This is a genomic window from Streptomyces sp. SAS_270, assembly GCF_052543295.1.
On sequence record NZ_JBMNDS010000001.1, the window covers coordinates 208,231 to 224,880 of the forward strand.

The following is a 16,650-nucleotide window of genomic DNA, read 5'->3' on the forward strand; positions in this document are numbered from 1 at the left end:
TCCAAGGGCCGGGGTAGGCGTTGTTCGGTGTTCTCGCCGTGCGGGTGCTCGGCGCGCGGGTACCGGTGTCCGGTAGGGGGTGCTCGGGGTACGGGCGCCCGTGCTCAGCGCACCGGCACCGGTGTGAACCGCACCGGGAGTTCGCTCAGCCCCCGCAGCCAAGGTGACGGCCGGCGCGTCAACGACTCGGCCGGTACGGCGAGGTCGATGTCCGGCAGCCGGTCGAGGACGACCTCGATGCCCGTACGCGCGATGACCTCCGCGACCTCCTGGGCCGGGAACGGGCAGCGGTGCTCGCCGTGGCCGAAGGAGAAGTGCGCGTTGTTGCCGCCGGTGAGGGCGGAGCCGTCGACACGGACCTGAGGGTCGGAGTTGGCGCCCTGCAGGCCCAGCAGCAGCAGGTCGCCGGCGCGGACGCGGAGGCCGCCGAGCTGGGTGTCGCGGGAGGCCCAGCGGCCGGCCACGTTCTGGGTCGGGGTGTCCTCCCAGAGGACCTCGTTCATGGCCTCGGCGACGCTGTGCCGGCCGCCGAAGAGGGAGGCGGCGAAGCGGTCGTCCGTGAGCATCAGGCGCAGCGAGTTGCCGATCCAGTCGGCGGTCGGCTGGTGGCCGGCCGCCATCATGACCATCAGGTCCTGGGTGATCTCCTCGTGCGTGAACCCGGCCGTGTCGGCCAGCATGCGGCTGACCACGTCGTCCGCGGGTTCGGCCGCCCGGTCCGCGAGCAGCTGGGCCATGGAGGACGCCACGTGCTGCTGTCCGGCCAGGGCGCCCTCCCGCCCGTTGATCATGTCGTTGAGTGCCGTGACCAGGCCCGGCCCCTGCTCGTCCGGGAAGCCGTACAGCCGCGCCAGTACGCGCACGGGCAGCAGTGCCGCGTAGTCACCGACGATGTCCGTCTCGCCCTTGGCGCAGACCGCGTCGATCAGTTCGTCGGCGAACTTCTCGGCGTGGGCGCGGAGTTCGAACGGGTCGACGGCCTCCAGCGCGTCGCTGATCATGCCGGCGCGCTCGCGGTGGCGTTCGCCGACCGTGTAGAGGATCGAGGGCTGCTTGCGGCCGATCATCGGCAGCAGCGGCCAGTCGGCGGGGATGTTGTCCCACTGGCTCCACAGGTCGGAGTCCCGGCTGAAGAGCACGGGATCGCCGGTGACCTGGTGCAGTTCGCGGTAGCCGAGGACCAGCCAGGCGGGGATGTCGCCGTCGAGCACGACCGGCACCACGGAGCCGTGGTCGCGCCGCATCTCCCGGTACAGCTCGGTGGGTTCGGTCTGGAACCTGGGCCCGCTCAGGGGCACGGGGGCAGCGGTCACAGGGCCAACTCCGGTGATCTGGGCGCGTAGTGGGACTGGAGGTGCTCGACGAGCGTGATCAGCACCTGCTTGCTGGACGCGCGCGAGCGGGCGTCGCAGTCGAGCAGCGGGATGTGCGGGTCGAGGTCGAGGGCCTCGCGGATCTGCGCGGGGGTGTGGGCGGGCCCGCCGAAGTCGTTGCAGGCGACGATGAACGGGGTGCCGTGGTGCTCCAGGCGGTCGATGGCGTACCAGGAGTCGTCGATGCGCCGGGTGTCGACGAGGACGACCGCGCCGAGCGTGCCGGCGAAGAGCCGGTCCCACAGGAACCAGAAGCGCTCCTGCCCGGGCGCGCCGAAGAGGTACAGCACGTTGCGCGCGTCGAGCGTGATGCGGCCGAAGTCGAAGGCGACGGTGGTCGCGGTCTTGCCGCGGACCTCGCTGATGTCGTCGACCGCCTCGCCGGCGCGCGTCATCGTCTCCTCGGTGTTGAGGGGACGTATCTCGCTCACGGAGCGGACCAGGGTGGTCTTGCCGACGCCGAAGCCGCCGACGACCACGATCTTCAGACCGTTGTCGGCCGTCTCGCCCAGCGGGGTGCGCGCGTCGGAGGCAGCGGTCGTCGTCGCGGTCGTGGTCGCGGTCGTGGTCGCGTCGGAGATCGCGTCAGAGGTTACGGAGTCCAACGAGCACCTGCTCCAGGATGTCGGGGTCGGGAAGAGCGGAGTGGTGCGGGTGGCGGGCGCTGACCCGGCCCGCGGCGAGGAGGTCGGAGAGCAGGATCTTCGTGATGCTCACCGGCAGTCGCAGCTCGGCGGCGATCTCCACCACGGCCGTGGGCCGCTGGGCGAGGCGCAGGATCGCGGCGTGCTCCGACTGCATGCCCACCACGGGATCGCACTCGGCGACGACGAGCGTCACCAGGTCGAACGGGGCGTCGGGGCCGGACCGGCTGCGCCCCCCGGTGAGGGTGTAGAGCCGGTCCGGCGCGTCGTCCCTGCCCGGCCGGCTCATGACGTACGGGGTTCCGCGCGCAGGTGTTCGCCCAACTGCTCGACCAGCTCGCTCATGTTGTGCCCGACGAGCCCGGCGTCGGCCTCCTCGGCCGTGACCACGGCGAGGTGCGCGCCCTCGCCCGCCTCGACGATGAACAGGACCCCGCCGTAGAACTCGGCCATCGCGGACCGCACGCCGCCGCTACCGTCGCCGAACTCCATGGACGCCCCGTGGGAGAGCGACTGGATGCCGGCGGCGATCGCGGCGAGCTGGTCGGCCTGGTCGACGGAGAGTTCCGGCGTACGGCACAGCTTCAGGCCGTCGCGGGAGAGCACGAGGGCGTGCCGGGCGCCCGGAGTGCGTTCGAGCAGACCCTCGATGAGCCAGGTGAGCTTCTCGTCGGCGGTGGTGGTGCTGCCGGTCATGGGGTGGTGTCGCCTTCCGGGTGCTGGTGCGGCTGCGAGGGGGTGGCGGGGGCCGTGTCCCGTACGGCTTCGTCGCCTTGTACGGCTTCGTCGGGGGCTGTCTCTCCCACGGTGCTGTCGGGCGCCGTTCCCCGTACCGCCTGGCGGAAGCTGTTGAACCGGGCGGCCCTGGCCTTGGCGGCGTCGGCCGTGGGGGGCTCGCGGTCGCTGCGGTCGGCGGCGTGGGCGCGGCTGCGCTCGGCGTGGGCGAGGGTGCGGCCGCGGCGGCGCTTGGGGAGGCCGCCGGTGTCGGCGCCGACTCCGCTGTGGTCGGGCGACTCGTGGGTGGGGACCGGGTCCGGGTCGAGGTCCCCGGTGGAGCGTGCGGCGGCGTACGACACGGGGGAGCTCTGGGGGCGCGGCTCGTCGGCGTGGTCCTGCGCTACCGCGGATGCCGCCGTCGCGGATGCTCCCGTCGCGGTGGCCTCCGGCGTGGTGGCCTCCGGGCCGCCGGGCAGCGGGGCGGACGGGCGCGTGAGGATGTCCTGCGGGATCAGGACGAGGACGCCGGTGCCGCCGCGCGCGGAGGGCCGGAAGGACACCTTCAGGCCGTGCTTGCGGGCGAGCCGCCCGACGACCGCGAGCCCGAGCCGGGTGCCGGAGAGCCCGCCCAGCGCGGCCGGGTTCTCGGCGTCCGCGGAGACGGCGCGTTCGGCACGGCGCAGCTGGACGTCGCCCATCACCAGGCCGCTGTCCTCCACGGACACGATGACGCCCGCGGGAACCTCTTCCACGTAGACGTGGACTTCGGCGGTCGGCGGCGAGAAGTTCGCGGCGTTGTCGAGGAGTTCGGCGAGCGCGTGCATCACGCCCTCGGCGGCGTGCCCGGCGACGGCGGCCTCGCTGGAGGAGTGCACGCGCACGCGCTGGTAGCCGCCGATACGGCCCATGGCGCCGCGCAGGATCGACTCCATGACGATGGGCCGCGCCCAGCGGCGGCCGGAGCGCGCGCCGGTGAGGACGGCGACGGAGTCGGCGAGGCGGCCCGCCTGGGCGGTGCGGTGGTCGAGGTGGAGGAGGTCGGCGAGGACTTCCTCGTCGGAGTGCTTCTCCTCCATGGCGCGCAGGTCGGCGAGCATCCCGGTGGACAGTGCCTGCATCCGGGCGGCCGCGTTGGCGGTGGCCGAGATCGCGGCGGCACGGTCGCCGGTGGCCTGCCGGACGCGCCGGGCCAGGCGGACGTTCTCCTCGGTGAGGCGGGTCTGCTCCCGGGTGAACTCCTCGGTGAGCCGCGCCCGTTCCCGGGTGAATCCGTCGGTCAGGCGGGCCCGTTCGCGGGCGGCCTCCTCCTTGAGGCGTGCCTGTTCCTGGGCGGACTCGTCGGTCAGCCGGGTCCGCTCCTGGTTGAACTCCGAGGCCAGCCTCGCCCGTTCCTGAAGGAGCCGTCCGGCGTCCTGGGTCACGGAGTCGAGCCGGCGGCGCACGAGACGCGACGTCTGTACGGCGTGGGAGGCGGAGGCGATGGCCGTGCACAGCAGCAGAAGGGCCGCGCCCGCGCCCCAGGCGAGGGGGGTTCGCACCGAGTCGGGTGCCAGCGCGACGGCCACGCCCGCGGCGGGGGCGGCCAGTACGGCGACGATCAGGGGAACGGGTGCCACGGCGCGGAAGGTGGGTCGTTCGCCGGAGCCGGAGGGGGTGGGCGGGGTCATGAATGTGTCCTCGGTCCTCGGTCGTGTCCTGGGCGAGAAGCGACACCTGATGCTCAACTGGCGGTCACTATATGAGAGTTCGTGATCGAATTGGGAAGGTTCCGTTTCCGGTCTTGGAATCCGTGTGCAATTCGGGACGGAACGGCACCCGGTCGCTGTGGGGCGGCTGTACGGGACGGTGGCCCCGGTGGCGATGCGACCACGTAACGCTGCCTACGGGTCACTGTCAGTGGCGGGAGGCATCCTGGGGGCATGACGGATCTCGGGGCACTGCGGGCAGGGCTGGAGAAGGCCGTGCGCGGCGAGGTCGCCTTCGACGCGACCGCGCGGGCGCTGACGACCATGGACGCGTCCAACTACCGGCGGGTGCCACTCGGCGTCGTCGCCCCGCGGGACGCCGACGACGTGGCGGCGGCCCTGGCCGTCTGCCGCGGGCTGGGTGTACCGGTCGTGCCGCGCGGCGGCGGCACATCGATCGCCGGGCAGGCGACGGGTACGGGCGTGGTGCTGGACTTCACCCGTCACATGAACCGGATCGTGTCGCTGGACCCGGAGGCGCGCACGGCGGTGGTCCAGCCCGGTGTCGTCCTGGACCGCCTCCAGGAGGCCGCCGCCCCGCACGGCCTGCGCTTCGGCCCCGACCCCTCGACCCACAGCCGCTGCACGCTCGGCGGAATGATCGGGAACAACTCGTGCGGCTCGCACTCGGTCGCCTGGGGGACCACGGCGGACAGCGTGCGCGAGCTGTCGGTGATCGACGGTCACGGCACCCCCTCGGTGCTGGGCCAGGGCTGGGCGGGCGCCCCCGACGGTCTGCGGTCCCTGGTGGAGGGCGAGTTGGCGCGCCTGCGCACGGGCTTCCCGGACCTCCCCCGCCGTATCTCCGGTTACGCCCTGGACGCCCTCCTCCCCGAGAGGGGCGCGGATGTCGCCCGCGCCTTCTGCGGCTCCGAGGGCACCTGGGGGGTGCTGACCGAGGCGGTCGTACGACTGGTGGAGGCGCCCCGCGCGCGAGCGCTGGCGGTGCTGGCGTACGCGGACGAGAGCGCGGCGGCGGAGGCGGCGGCCGGTCTCCTGCCGTACGGGCCGCTGACGGTGGAGGGAATGGCGGCGGATCTCGTCCGCTCCGATGCCGGGCTCCCACGGGGCGGCGCCTGGCTGTTCGTGGAGACGGGCGGCTCCACGCCGGGGGAGGCACGCGCGCGCGGGGACGAGATCGTGCGCGCCGCCGACGTCACCGGCCCACGCGGCTCCCACGGCTCCCTGGTGGTCACCGACCCGGCCGGACAGCGCGCCCTGTGGCGGATCAGGGAGGACGCGAGCGGTACGGCGACCCGGATGCCGGACGGCAGCGAGGCCTGGCCCGGATGGGAGGACTGCGCGGTGCCACCGGCCCGGCTCGGCGCGTATCTCCGCGACTTCCGGGAGCTGTTGACCTCCCACGGCCTGCGCGGCACGCCCTACGGGCACTTCGGCGACGGCTGCATCCACGTCCGCATCGACTTCGATCTGCTGACGACCGACGGGATCGGCCGCTTCCGCCGCTTCTCCGAGGAGCTGGCACAGGTGGTGGTCTCCCACGGCGGCTCGCTCTCGGGCGAGCACGGGGACGGACAGGCGCGCGCGGAGCTTCTCCCCGTCATGTACGGCCAGGAGATGGTGAGCCTCTTCGAGCGCGCGAAGGGCCTCTGGGACCCCGGCGACCTCCTCAACCCCGGGATGCTCGTACGGCCGCACCGGCTGGACGAGAACCTGCGGTTCGCGGTGCTGCCGCGTGAGCCGGTGGACGTGGAGTTCGGGTATCCGGCGGACGGCGGGGACTTCTCGGCGGCGGTGCGCAGGTGTGTGGGGGTCGCCAAATGCCGTACGCCGTCCGGGGGTTCAGGCACCTCGGTGATGTGCCCGTCCTTCCGGGCGACCGGCGAGGAGGAGCACTCCACCCGTGGGCGGGCGCGACTGCTGCACGAGATGCTCGCGGGCGAGGTCGTCACCGACGGCTGGCGCTCGGCGGAGGTCCGCGACGCACTGGACCTCTGCCTGTCCTGCAAGGGCTGCCGGTCCGACTGCCCGGTCGGCGTCGACATGGCCACCTACAAGGCGGAGTTCCTCCACCACCACTACGCGGGCCGCCGCCGTCCGGCCGCGCACTACGCGATGGGCCGCCTCCCGGTGTGGCTCGCCGCCGTACGGCGAACCCACTCGGCCCGACTGGTCAACTCCCTCGCCTCCGTACGCCCGCTGGCGGCCATGGCGAAACACCTGGCCGGCATCGCGCCCGAACGGGAGATCCCGAGGCTGGCACGGGAGACGTTCAGCCGCTGGTGGTCGCGACGGTTCCGCGACCGGGCACGGGCCTACGTCCGGGCCAGGAAACGGGGGCGGGCGCGCGGACCCTTCCCGGGCTTCGGCGGCTCAGGGGAGACCGTCGTCCTGTGGCCCGACACCTTCACCGAGCACCTCTCACCGAACGTCGGCCGCGCGGCGGTACGGGTCCTGGAGGCAGCAGGCGTGAACGTCCTGCTGCCACCGCGGGTGCGGATGGAATGGGGGCCGGTGCGTGATGTGGGGGGCGGGGCGGGGGTTTCTGGGCCGGGGTCCGGCGGCGGGGTTTCGGGGGCGGTGGATTCGGAGGCGGAGGCGGAGGTGGAGTCGCGGTTCGGCGAGGGGGTTTCGGAGGCGGAGGCGGGGTTTGGTGACGGGGCTTCGGGGGCGCTGGATTTGGAGGCGGAGGTGGAGTCGCGGTTCGGCGAGGGGGTTTCGGGGGCGCCGATGGGCGGTGGTGGGTCGAGGGCGGCTGTCGGGGACGGGGTGTCGAAGGGGCTCCGTGGCTTCAACGTGTTCCTGCCGCGTCGCCGACGGCGGGTCTGCTGCGGCCTGACGTACGTCTCCACCGGTCAACTCGACCGCGCCCGCGCCGTGCTGCGCCGCACGCTCGACCTGATGGAACCGTTCATCGAGATGGGCACCCAGGTCGTGGTCCTGGAGCCGAGCTGCGCCGCCGCCCTGCGCACGGACCTCCCGGAGCTGCTGCACGACGATCCGCGGGCGGCCCGCCTGGCCTCAGCGGTGATGACCTTCGCCGAGGCCCTGGAACGCCACGCCCCGCACTGGACCCCACCCCGCCTCGACCGCCCCGTCGCCGGCCAGACCCACTGCCACCAGCACGCGGTCCTCGGCGACACGGCCGACCGTCGCCTGCGCGAGGCCGCGGGCCTGACCGGCGACCTCTCGGGCGGCTGCTGCGGCCTGGCAGGCAACTTCGGCTTCGAAAAAGGCCACTACGACGTCTCGACCTCCTGCGCAGAGGACCAACTGCTCCCGGCGGTACGGGCAGCGCCCCCCGACACGGCCGTCCTGGCGGACGGCTTCTCCTGCCGCACGCAACTGGAACAGCTGGCCGGGGTGAGGGCGCGGCACCTGGCGGAGGTGTTGGCGGAGGGGCTGGAGGGCACCTGATGCCGGCTGTGTGCGGCGGAGCGATTGCATGAGCACAGATGCGCCTGGCCGAAGCCGATCACCACGGCACCCCGTCCGGCCCCTGGTGACCTGGCACCCTGTCCCGACGTGGTGCCGGCCGACCGAGGCTACGACCACGACAAGTAACGGCGCCTCGTCCGGAACCTCGGCGTGAAAGCGCAGATCGCCCGCCGCGGCACCGAGCACGGCTCCGGTCCGGGCAAGCAACGCTGGGTCGTGGAGCGCGCGTTCGCCCGCCTGCACTGGTTCCGTCGACTGCGGATCCGCTGGGAGATCCGCGGCGACATCGGTGAGCGATGCCGTGAGCTGGTGCCGCATCAGGCAACGTTCGCCCTGTCGATGGCTACTCTGACAACGTGGCCGATGAGAAGGACAGTGGGAACGGCTCCATCCAACACCCCTCGTGGGACCGCCCGGTAGTGGCCACCATCGCGCTGGAACTGGGCGGCCTCGCTCTTTCCGGGTTGGTCGCTCTGGTGGGGTGGCCGTTCGGGTGGCTGCCCGACACCAGTCTTGTCGGCGTCGTGACGGGCTTCATCGCGATCGGGCCTGCGGCTGAGTTGTACAGCGGGGCGGGCCCGCCGCGTCGGCTTGCTGTTGTTGCCGCTCTCCTTGCGCTGGCAACGGTGAGACTGCTCGTGACTGCAGCAGTGAACCGGGCCTTTCCTGCGCTGGCTGATCCGGGCGTCGATATCCTCCTCGGCTACCTTGTTGCGTTACCCATCGGCGTGGCTGTCTTGGCTTGGTTCCTCGCCAGGGCGAACGTTGCCTGATGCGGCACTGGTCAGCCGCCGCCGGCCGGTTGAGGACTTCCTTGGGGGTGAAGCTCCAGCCGGCCAGGCGCGGCCCGCTCCAGTTGATGCCGATCACGAGCCCTTCCCGGGCGGCGTCGGGCAGTACGCGATCGCACCAAGTGCCCAAGGACACACCGTTCGCCACTGCTCATTTCGTCAGGAGTTCCAAGCGGCCGGGTTGGCCGCGAGGGAAGGGGTGTCGTCGTCATCCAATTCGCCGCGGAGGGCGGCCAGGACGAAGGCCGTCATCGAGGCGAGGAGGAGCAGCGCGAGGGGTCCCCAGATTGCGGGGATCGACCACAGGGGCCAGTCGTTGGCCGCCTGCGCCCAGAGGGTCAGGATGGCCGTGGCGCCCATGCCGAGGCCGTGCCAGCGCATCACGGTCGCTGCTTTCGCGTGGCGCCGGTTGCCGCGGGCGAAGAAGGGCCACAGTCCTCCGACGAGGGCGGTCAGGCCGAAGGAGAGACAGGCGAGCGCGCCGCCGAGGCGGTCCTCGGGCCACCCCACGGGCCCGGCGGACGTCTGCTGCCGCTGTCCGTGGGTGTCGCGTACCTCGACGACCTGACCGCGCCAGATCAGGCCGACCACCTTGTCGTCCGGCTCCATCCCCGACATCACCGGCTCGGTTTGCAGGAACGTCACATGCCACGGTTTACCGGACGGCAGCAGCAGGTCCGCCTCCGGCGACTCGCCCCGGTCCCCGTTGTGCATGTCGGCCCTGCGAACGGTGAACTCCTGCTTCCACACGCACTCCGACACCTTCACCGGGGCGGAGGCGCACGCAGGCGCGGCGTGAAACTCCCGCTCCCGCTCCAGCGCTCCGCGGATCTGGAAGGCCGACGCCACCCCGACACCGAGAGCCAGGACGGCGATCAGCACCCACGCCACGTTCCCTGTCGCCTTGCTCCTCGCCGCCCCCACCGTGCCCTCACCTTTCCTACGAGTCCCCCGTCCGCGTATTTGAGCACGTCAGCCGCCGCCCGCCCCATGCCCGCCACCGGCAGCGCACGACCCGTCCGACTTGCCGGGTCAAGGCAACGAGCGGCAAGCCAGGGATCGGGGGGCAACGGTCAGGGACTGGTGTCGGTGGTGTTGGTGGTGGGGGGCGGTGCGGAGGGCCGGGTGCCAGTGGTGGTGCCGGCGCCGATTCCGGCCCCGGCCCCGGTGGCGATCAGTACGGCGCCCGCTAGGAGCGTCCAGGCCCCCACGAGCAGGGGCGTGCCCCAGGCGCTGAAGGGGCCGCCGAGGCAGAGGATGGCGATCACGAAGCCCGTCCAGGTCAGCCAGGAGGGCAGGGCGTGGTTCCGCCAGACCGCGAAGAGCAGGACGCTCGCGCCGAGCATGGCGGCGATCGTGGCGCCGTACGCCACGTCCAGGAGGACCATCGACAGCAGGGCCGTGCCCGGGATCACCAAGAAGTCCTTCGAGTGGTTCGCGGTGATCGCGAAGACGTTGCCTGCCACGCCCGCGAGCATGATGCCGATCGTGAAGACCAGGCCACCGGCCAGGACCAGCTTGGAGCGGGTGTCCGAACGGCGGGACAGCTCGGCCAGGAACCACAGGAAGAGCAGGCCCGCGCCCAGCAGGATCAGGGCGGTGGCCTCGGAGAGGTTCTGGTTGCCTTCGTCGCGGTAGTAGTGGACCAGTGTGACGAGCGCGCCGCGCTTGTCCGTCTCGGGCGTACGCCAGAACAGCAGCTGGCCGGTGATCAGCAAGCCGCCGGAGAGCACTCCGGCGATCGCGGGCCAGAGCACCTTGGGCCCGGCCTGTGGTGTGGGAGCCGACATGGTGGCCTCCTGAGAAGCCCCCCGAAGGGCAACCCCCCTCACTACCAGTGTGAACACTGACCAGTGAATGCGCTCTGCGGCCCCGTAAGCCGCAAAAGAGGTTCACAGGCCTGACGTAGTCCATTACTCTGGACCTGAGAGTTCATCTTGATGCACAGATGATCAAGCGAAGTCTCCAACGAATCCTGCAAGTCCTGCGAGTCCTGCAAGCCTTGTGAATCCTGCGAATCCTGACGTGACCTACCTGGACGGCCTCTGTGAATCACCCCAGCGCTGACCTGCCCCCGTCCGCCCCCGCGGGTGCTGCCCGGCGATGGGGCGCGCTCGGCCCCGTGGGTCTCGTCCTCGCCGGAGGCATCTCGGTGCAGTTCGGCGGCGCGCTCGCCGTGACGCTGATGCCGCGCGTCGGGGCGCTCGGGGTCGTGACCCTGCGGCTGTTCGTCGCCGCGATCGTGCTGCTCGTGGTGTGCCGGCCCAAGGTGCGGGGGTACACACGCGCCGACTGGGGCACCATCGTCGTCTTCGGTGCCACCATGGCCGCGATGAACGGGCTCTTCTACCAGTCCGTCGACCGCATCCCGCTCGGCACGGCCGTCACGCTCGAAGTGCTCGGCCCGCTCGCCCTCTCCGTGATCGCCTCCCGCCGCGCGCTCAACCTCGTCTGGGCGGGGCTCGCCCTCGTCGGCGTGTTCCTGCTCGGCGGCGGAGGCTTCGGCAGTCTCGACCCGGTCGGCGTCGCCTTCGCCCTGTCGGCAGGCGCCATGTGGGCTGCGTACATAGTCTTCAGCGCCCGTACGGGCCGACGCTTCCCGCAGGCCGATGGGCTCGCGCTCGCCATGGTGGTCGCCGCGGTGCTGTTCATGCCGCTCGGCATCGTCGAGTCCGGCTCGAAGCTGCTCAATCCGACGACCTTCGCCCTGGGCGGTGCCGTCGCCATCCTGTCCTCGGTCCTGCCCTACACCCTCGAACTGCTCGCGCTACGACGGCTGCCCGCCTCCACCTTCGCGATCATGATGAGCCTCGAACCGGCCATCGCCGCGACTGCCGGCTTCCTCGTCCTCGACCAGGCCCTCTCCGCGACCGAGGCCCTCGCCATCGCCTTCGTCATCGCGGCGAGCATGGGCGCGGTTCGGACGCAGATCGGTCGGGGCAAGGCCAAGGACCTGCCTCAGCCCCCGGTTCAGGACCAGGCCCGGACCGAGACGCAGACCGAGACGCAGACCGAGACGCAGACCGAGACGCAGGCCGGGGCCCAGACCGAGGCCGGGGCCGGGGCCGAGAGCCTCAGCTGACGTTGCGGCGCAGCGGGCTCATGTAGTCCGACGGCTGCTCGTGCTCGCCGAACCAGAGCTGCGGGGCGCGGGCGTACGCGGCCCCGGCGAGCTCGCGGCCCCAGCGGCGGCTGGCGTACATCGGGATGGCAAGGCGGTAGCGGCGCTCGGGCAGCCCCGGGCGCAGCGGCTGGGAGCGTACGGCGAGCGGCTTCAGTACGGGGTCGGCCTCGTTCACGTCACCGTACGGGCACAGCTCCAGGCTCATGACCTTGCGGCCGGACTTCGCGTCGCCCTTGGACGCCCAGTACAGGCCGACCCCGGCCAGCGACTGCCACGGAAGCACAGCCTGCCGGTTCGCGCGGGGCCGCCACCACACGCCGTACGCGTCGAACGCGAGCAGCGCTCCGCGACCGGCCCACAGCGTCCACGCCATCAGCACCCCGAGGCCGCCCACGAGCAGCAGCCACAGGGCTCCGAAGACCCAGCTTCCGCCGCCGCCCCCGCCCTTCGCCTCCGTCACGATCAGCGGCAGCGGCCCGGTGACGACCATGATCAGGGTCCCGGGCAGCCCGGTCCGCAGTCGGCGCATACCGAGGCGGTAGACGGTCGCGTCGGGGGCGGGCTGCGGGGGAGTGGGGGTGGAGGAAGGGGCGGGGGTGAGCATGACCGGGGAGCTTAGTGGGGTGATCTGTGCATGGCGAAGCTGCGTCCCGGTCCAGCCGACCGGGCCCAGTCGCTTCAGTCAATTAATGCAAGCACGCTTGATTGTTTCTTTGGCCGCTGCCATGCTCCGAGTGCACACCGCCGTGCCCCGAGGGGAGCGCCATCGTGTCCGATCCGTCGTCGTCCGTGATCGACGATCTGTGCCGGGAGAGTGCTGAACTCGACCGGCTGGTGGGGGAGTTGGGGAAGGAGCAGTGGGCGTTGCCCACGCCGGCCCCGGGGTGGACCATCGCCCACCAGATCGCGCACCTGCACTGGACGGACCACGCCGCACTGACCGCGGTGACGGACGCGGAGGCGTTCAAGGCGGAGGTGGAGAAGGCCCTCGCGGCGCCGGACACCTTCGTCGACGAAGGGGCGGAGGAGGTCGCGCGGCTGGCCCCCGACCGACTGCTCGGCGAGTGGCGAGCCGGTCGCAGGGCGCTGGAGGAGGCCCTGCGTGCGGTGCCCGCCGGGACGCGCTTCCCCTGGTACGGGCCACCCATGTCCGGCGCCTCCATGGCGACCGCACGACTTATGGAGACCTGGGCCCACGGGAACGACGTCGCCGAGACGCTGGGTGTGGTGCGAGCACCTACGGACCGGCTCCGGCATGTGGCCCGCATCGGTGTGCGGGCGCGTGACTACGCCTTCGCGGTGCACGGGCTCCCGGCACCCGGCGAGGAGTTCCGGGTGGAACTCGTCAGTCCGGCGGGCGAGTTGTGGACGTACGGCCCCGAGGCCGCGCCGCAGCGGGTCACCGGCCCCGCGCTCGACTTCTGCCTGCTGGTCACCCGGCGGACGCACCGCGCCGACCTCGCCGTACGGGCGCAGGGCCCCGACGCCGACCGGTGGCTGGACATCGCGCAGGCCTTCGCGGGGCCGCCGGGGGCGGGGCGTGAGCCGAAGGGCGGCCGTCGGTGACGCGGGCCCTGCGCATAGGCAACGCCTCAGGCTTCTACGGCGACCGCTTCGACGCCCTGCGCGAGATGCTCACCGGCGGCCCGCTGGACGTGCTCACCGGCGACTACCTCGCCGAACTGACCATGCTCATCCTGGGCCGCGACCGCCTGAAGGACCCGTCGGCCGGCTACGCCCGCACGTTCCTGCGCCAGTTGGAGGAGTGCCTCGGGCTCGCCCACGAGCGCGGCGTGCGCATCGTGACGAACGCCGGTGGGCTCAATCCCGCCGGACTGGCCGACGCCGTACGGAAGTTGGCCGAGCGGCTCGGCATCCCGGCCGTCGTCGCCCACGTCGAGGGCGACGACCTGACACGGCACCGTCCGGGAAGTCTCGCCGCGCATGCCTACCTCGGCGGCGCCGGGATCGCCGCGTGTCTGCGGGCGGGCGCGGACATCGTCGTCACCGGCCGCGTCACCGACGCCGCGCTGGTCACCGGGCCCGCCGTGGCGCACTTCGGCTGGGGGCCCGAGGAGTACGACCGGCTCGCGGGCGCCGTCGCCGCGGGGCACGTACTGGAGTGCGGAACCCAGGCCACCGGCGGCAACTACGCCTTCTTCGCCGAACACCCCCTCGAACGGCTGCGCCACCCGGGCTTCCCGGTCGCCGAACTCCACGAGGACGGCAGCAGCGTCATCACCAAACACGACGGCACCGGCGGCCTCGTGGACGTCGGCACGGTCACCGCGCAGCTCCTCTACGAGACGTCCGGCGCCCGGTACGCGGGCCCCGATGTCACGGCCCGGCTCGACACCGTACGGCTGACACAGGACGGGCCGGACCGCGTACGGATCGAGGGCGTGCGCGGGGAGGCGCCGCCGCCGACCCTCAAGGTGGGGCTCAACCGGCTCGGCGGCTTCCGCAACGAGGTCGTCTTCGTCCTCACGGGCTTGGACATCGAACGCAAGGCCGCCCTCGTGCGGGAACAGCTGGAGGCCGTGCTCGACGCCGCCAAGTCCCGTCCGGCGCACGTCGGTTGGCAGCTCGCCCGCACCGACCATCCCGACGCCCCCACCGAGGAGACCGCGAGCGCCCTGCTCCGACTCGTCGTCCGGGACGCCGACCAGGACGCGGTCGGGCGAGCCCTCAGCGGCGCCGCGATCGAGCTGGCTCTCGCCAGCTACCCCGGATTCCATGTGGTCGCACCCCCCGGAAAGGGCGCGCCCTATGGGGTCTTCGAGGATGTGTACGTCGACCATGGGGCCGTCGACCATGTGGCGGTGCTCCATGACGGGCGGCGGATCCCTGTGTCCCCGCCCGACGACACGCTCGTGCTTCAGCCGCCGGAGGAGCCGCCTCTGCCGGAACCGCTGCCGGCTGCGGAGCCCGTCCGCCGCGCGCCCCTCGGCTTCGTCGCCGGTGCCCGCAGCGGCGACAAGGGCGGCAACGCGAACATCGGCGTCTGGGTCCGCACGGACGACGCCTGGCGGTGGCTCGCCCACACCCTCACCGTCGAACGGCTGCGCGAACTCCTCCCGGAGTGCGCCGACTTGACCGTCGTACGGCACGTACTGCCGAACCTGCGCGCCCTCAACTTCGTCGTCGAGGGGATCCTCGGCGAGGGGGTCGCCTCCCAGGCCCGCTTCGACCCGCAGGCCAAGGGCCTCGGTGAATGGCTCCGCTCCCGCCACCTGGACATCCCGGAGGTGCTCCTGTGACCGTCCTGGCGTCCGCCCTGGACCCCGCGTCCCCCGACCACACGGCGAACCGCGAGGCCATGCTCGCAAGGCTCGCCGCACTCGACGCCGAGCACGCGAAAGCCCTCGCGGGCGGCGGGGAGAAGTACGTCGAACGGCACCGCAAGCGCGGCAAGCTGCTCGCCCGCGAGCGCATCGAACTGCTCGTCGACCCGGACACCCCGTTCCTGGAGCTGTCGCCGCTCGCGGCCTGGGGCAGCGACTACGCGGTCGGGGCCTCCCTCGTCACCGGCATCGGTGTCGTCGAGGGCGTGGAGTGCCTGATCACCGCGAACGACCCCACCGTGCGCGGCGGCGCGAGCAACCCGTGGAGCCTGAAGAAGGCCCTGCGCGCGAACGACATCGCGCTCGCCAACCGGCTGCCGTGCATCAGCCTCGTCGAGTCGGGCGGCGCCGATCTGCCCTCCCAGAAGGAGATCTTCATCCCCGGAGGCGCGATCTTCCGGGACATCACGCGCCTGTCCGCCGCCGGAATCCCGACCATCGCCGTCGTCTTCGGCAACTCGACCGCCGGCGGCGCGTACATCCCCGGCATGTCCGACCACACGATCATGGTCAAGGAGCGGGCCAAGGTCTTCCTGGGCGGGCCGCCGCTGGTGAAGATGGCCACCGGCGAGGAGAGCGACGACGAGTCCCTGGGCGGCGCCGAGATGCACGCGCGCGTGTCGGGTCTCGCCGACCACTACGCCGTCGACGAGCACGACGCCCTGAGGCAGGCCCGCCGGGTCGTCGCCCGCCTCAACCACCGCAAGGCGTACGGCGACCCGGGCCCGGCCGAGCCCCCCAAGTACGACGAGGACGAGCTGCTGGGAATCGTCCCCGGCGACCTGAAGGTGCCCTTCGACCCGCGCGAGGTCATCGCACGCGTGGTCGACGGCTCCGACTTCGACGAGTTCAAGCCCCTCTACGGGACGAGCCTGACGACCGGATGGGCCACCCTGCACGGCTATCCCGTCGGCATCCTGGCGAACGCCCAAGGGGTCCTGTTCAGCGAGGAGTCCCAGAAGGCCGCCCAGTTCATCCAGCTCGCCAACCAGCGCGACATCCCGCTGCTCTTCCTGCACAACACCACCGGCTACATGGTCGGCAAGGAGTACGAGCAGGGCGGCATCATCAAGCACGGCGCGATGATGATCAACGCGGTCAGCAACTCACGGGTCCCGCACCTGTCGGTGCTCATGGGCGCGTCGTACGGAGCAGGGCACTACGGCATGTGCGGGCGCGCGTACGACCCGCGCTTCCTCTTCGCCTGGCCCAGCGCCAAGTCGGCCGTCATGGGCCCGCAGCAGCTCGCCGGGGTGCTCTCCATCGTCGCCCGGCAGTCGGCGGTCGCGAAGGGGCAGCCGTACGACGACGAGGCGGACGCGGCGCTGCGCGCGATGGTGGAGCAGCAGATCGAGTCCGAGTCCCTTCCGATGTTCCTGTCCGGGCGGCTGTACGACGACGGGGTCATCGACCCGCGCGACACCCGCACCGTCCTCGGCCTGTGCCTGTCCGCGATCCACACGGCGCCCTACGAGGGCGCGCGCGGCGGCTTCGGCGTCTTCCGGATGTGAGG

Annotated in this window: 14 protein-coding genes and 1 pseudogene; 7 read left to right on the plus strand and 8 right to left on the minus strand. The window is 72.1% G+C overall.

Annotation, left to right across the window (positions count from 1 at the left end):
• Nucleotides 1–104: 104 nt before the first annotated feature.
• The 5 genes from ACN6LB_RS01070 to ACN6LB_RS01090 form a co-directional block, all read right to left on the minus strand.
• Nucleotides 105–1,313 (minus strand): cytochrome P450, encoded by a 1,209-nt coding sequence (locus ACN6LB_RS01070; protein WP_356135874.1) that lies wholly within the window; start codon nt 1,311–1,313, stop codon nt 105–107.
• The gene (locus ACN6LB_RS01075; RefSeq protein ID WP_445024195.1) at nt 1,310–1,885 is read right to left on the minus strand and encodes a GTP-binding protein; all 576 of its coding nucleotides are present in this window, start codon (nt 1,883–1,885) and stop codon (nt 1,310–1,312) included. Before ACN6LB_RS01075 ends, ACN6LB_RS01070 begins: the two co-directional genes overlap by 4 nt.
• Nucleotides 1,886–1,958: 73 nt before the next feature.
• Nucleotides 1,959–2,306, minus strand: a complete 348-nt coding sequence (locus ACN6LB_RS01080; RefSeq protein ID WP_445024141.1) for a DUF742 domain-containing protein — start codon at nt 2,304–2,306, stop codon at nt 1,959–1,961.
• Complete coding sequence (locus ACN6LB_RS01085) at nt 2,303–2,713, minus strand: roadblock/LC7 domain-containing protein (protein WP_356135883.1); 411 nt, start codon at nt 2,711–2,713, stop codon at nt 2,303–2,305. The genes ACN6LB_RS01080 and ACN6LB_RS01085 overlap by 4 nt, the downstream gene beginning before the upstream one ends.
• Entirely contained in the window at nt 2,710–4,401 is a 1,692-nt protein-coding gene (locus ACN6LB_RS01090) for a sensor histidine kinase (RefSeq protein ID WP_445024142.1), read from the minus strand. Before ACN6LB_RS01090 ends, ACN6LB_RS01085 begins: the two co-directional genes overlap by 4 nt.
• 252 nt (nt 4,402–4,653) lie before the next feature.
• On the opposite strand from ACN6LB_RS01090, the gene ACN6LB_RS01095 reads away from it, so the two are divergent.
• From ACN6LB_RS01095 to ACN6LB_RS01105, 3 genes and pseudogenes are all read left to right on the plus strand, one after another.
• Nucleotides 4,654–7,857 (plus strand): FAD-linked oxidase C-terminal domain-containing protein, encoded by a 3,204-nt coding sequence (locus ACN6LB_RS01095; RefSeq protein WP_445024143.1) that lies wholly within the window; start codon nt 4,654–4,656, stop codon nt 7,855–7,857.
• A gap of 102 nt (nt 7,858–7,959) precedes the next feature.
• Nucleotides 7,960–8,166: pseudogene (locus ACN6LB_RS01100) on the plus strand (transposase); the annotation flags it as partial.
• A 68-nt stretch (nt 8,167–8,234) separates the two neighbouring features.
• Nucleotides 8,235–8,651 (plus strand): hypothetical protein, encoded by a 417-nt coding sequence (locus ACN6LB_RS01105; RefSeq protein WP_445024144.1) that lies wholly within the window; start codon nt 8,235–8,237, stop codon nt 8,649–8,651.
• Between the two features lie 177 nt (nt 8,652–8,828).
• On the opposite strand, the gene ACN6LB_RS01110 is transcribed toward ACN6LB_RS01105, so the two are convergent.
• On the minus strand, nt 8,829–9,560 hold the full coding sequence (locus tag ACN6LB_RS01110) for a hypothetical protein (protein ID WP_445024145.1): 732 nt from the start codon (nt 9,558–9,560) through the stop codon (nt 8,829–8,831).
• A 182-nt stretch (nt 9,561–9,742) separates the two neighbouring features.
• Complete coding sequence (locus ACN6LB_RS01115) at nt 9,743–10,459, minus strand: hypothetical protein (RefSeq protein WP_445024146.1); 717 nt, start codon at nt 10,457–10,459, stop codon at nt 9,743–9,745.
• Nucleotides 10,460–10,716: 257 nt separating this feature from the next.
• Between ACN6LB_RS01115 and ACN6LB_RS01120 the strand changes: the two genes are divergently transcribed.
• Nucleotides 10,717–11,751 (plus strand): EamA family transporter, encoded by a 1,035-nt coding sequence (locus tag ACN6LB_RS01120; protein WP_445024147.1) that lies wholly within the window; start codon nt 10,717–10,719, stop codon nt 11,749–11,751.
• Here the strand turns inward: ACN6LB_RS01120 and ACN6LB_RS01125 are convergent.
• Nucleotides 11,744–12,397, minus strand: coding sequence for a hypothetical protein (locus tag ACN6LB_RS01125; RefSeq protein WP_445024148.1), 654 nt, complete (start codon nt 12,395–12,397; stop codon nt 11,744–11,746). The genes ACN6LB_RS01120 and ACN6LB_RS01125 overlap by 8 nt on opposite strands.
• Nucleotides 12,398–12,561: 164 nt before the next feature.
• On the opposite strand from ACN6LB_RS01125, the gene ACN6LB_RS01130 reads away from it, so the two are divergent.
• Genes ACN6LB_RS01130 through ACN6LB_RS01140 form a run of 3 tightly spaced genes read left to right on the plus strand, consistent with a single transcriptional unit; the run spans nt 12,562 to nt 16,648 of the window.
• Nucleotides 12,562–13,359, plus strand: a complete 798-nt coding sequence (locus ACN6LB_RS01130) for a TIGR03084 family metal-binding protein (RefSeq protein WP_445024149.1) — start codon at nt 12,562–12,564, stop codon at nt 13,357–13,359.
• Nucleotides 13,356–15,053, plus strand: a complete 1,698-nt coding sequence (locus ACN6LB_RS01135; protein WP_445024150.1) for an acyclic terpene utilization AtuA family protein — start codon at nt 13,356–13,358, stop codon at nt 15,051–15,053. Before ACN6LB_RS01130 ends, ACN6LB_RS01135 begins: the two co-directional genes overlap by 4 nt.
• On the plus strand, nt 15,050–16,648 hold the full coding sequence (locus ACN6LB_RS01140; protein WP_356135909.1) for an acyl-CoA carboxylase subunit beta: 1,599 nt from the start codon (nt 15,050–15,052) through the stop codon (nt 16,646–16,648). Before ACN6LB_RS01135 ends, ACN6LB_RS01140 begins: the two co-directional genes overlap by 4 nt.
• Nucleotides 16,649–16,650 lie beyond the last annotated feature (2 nt).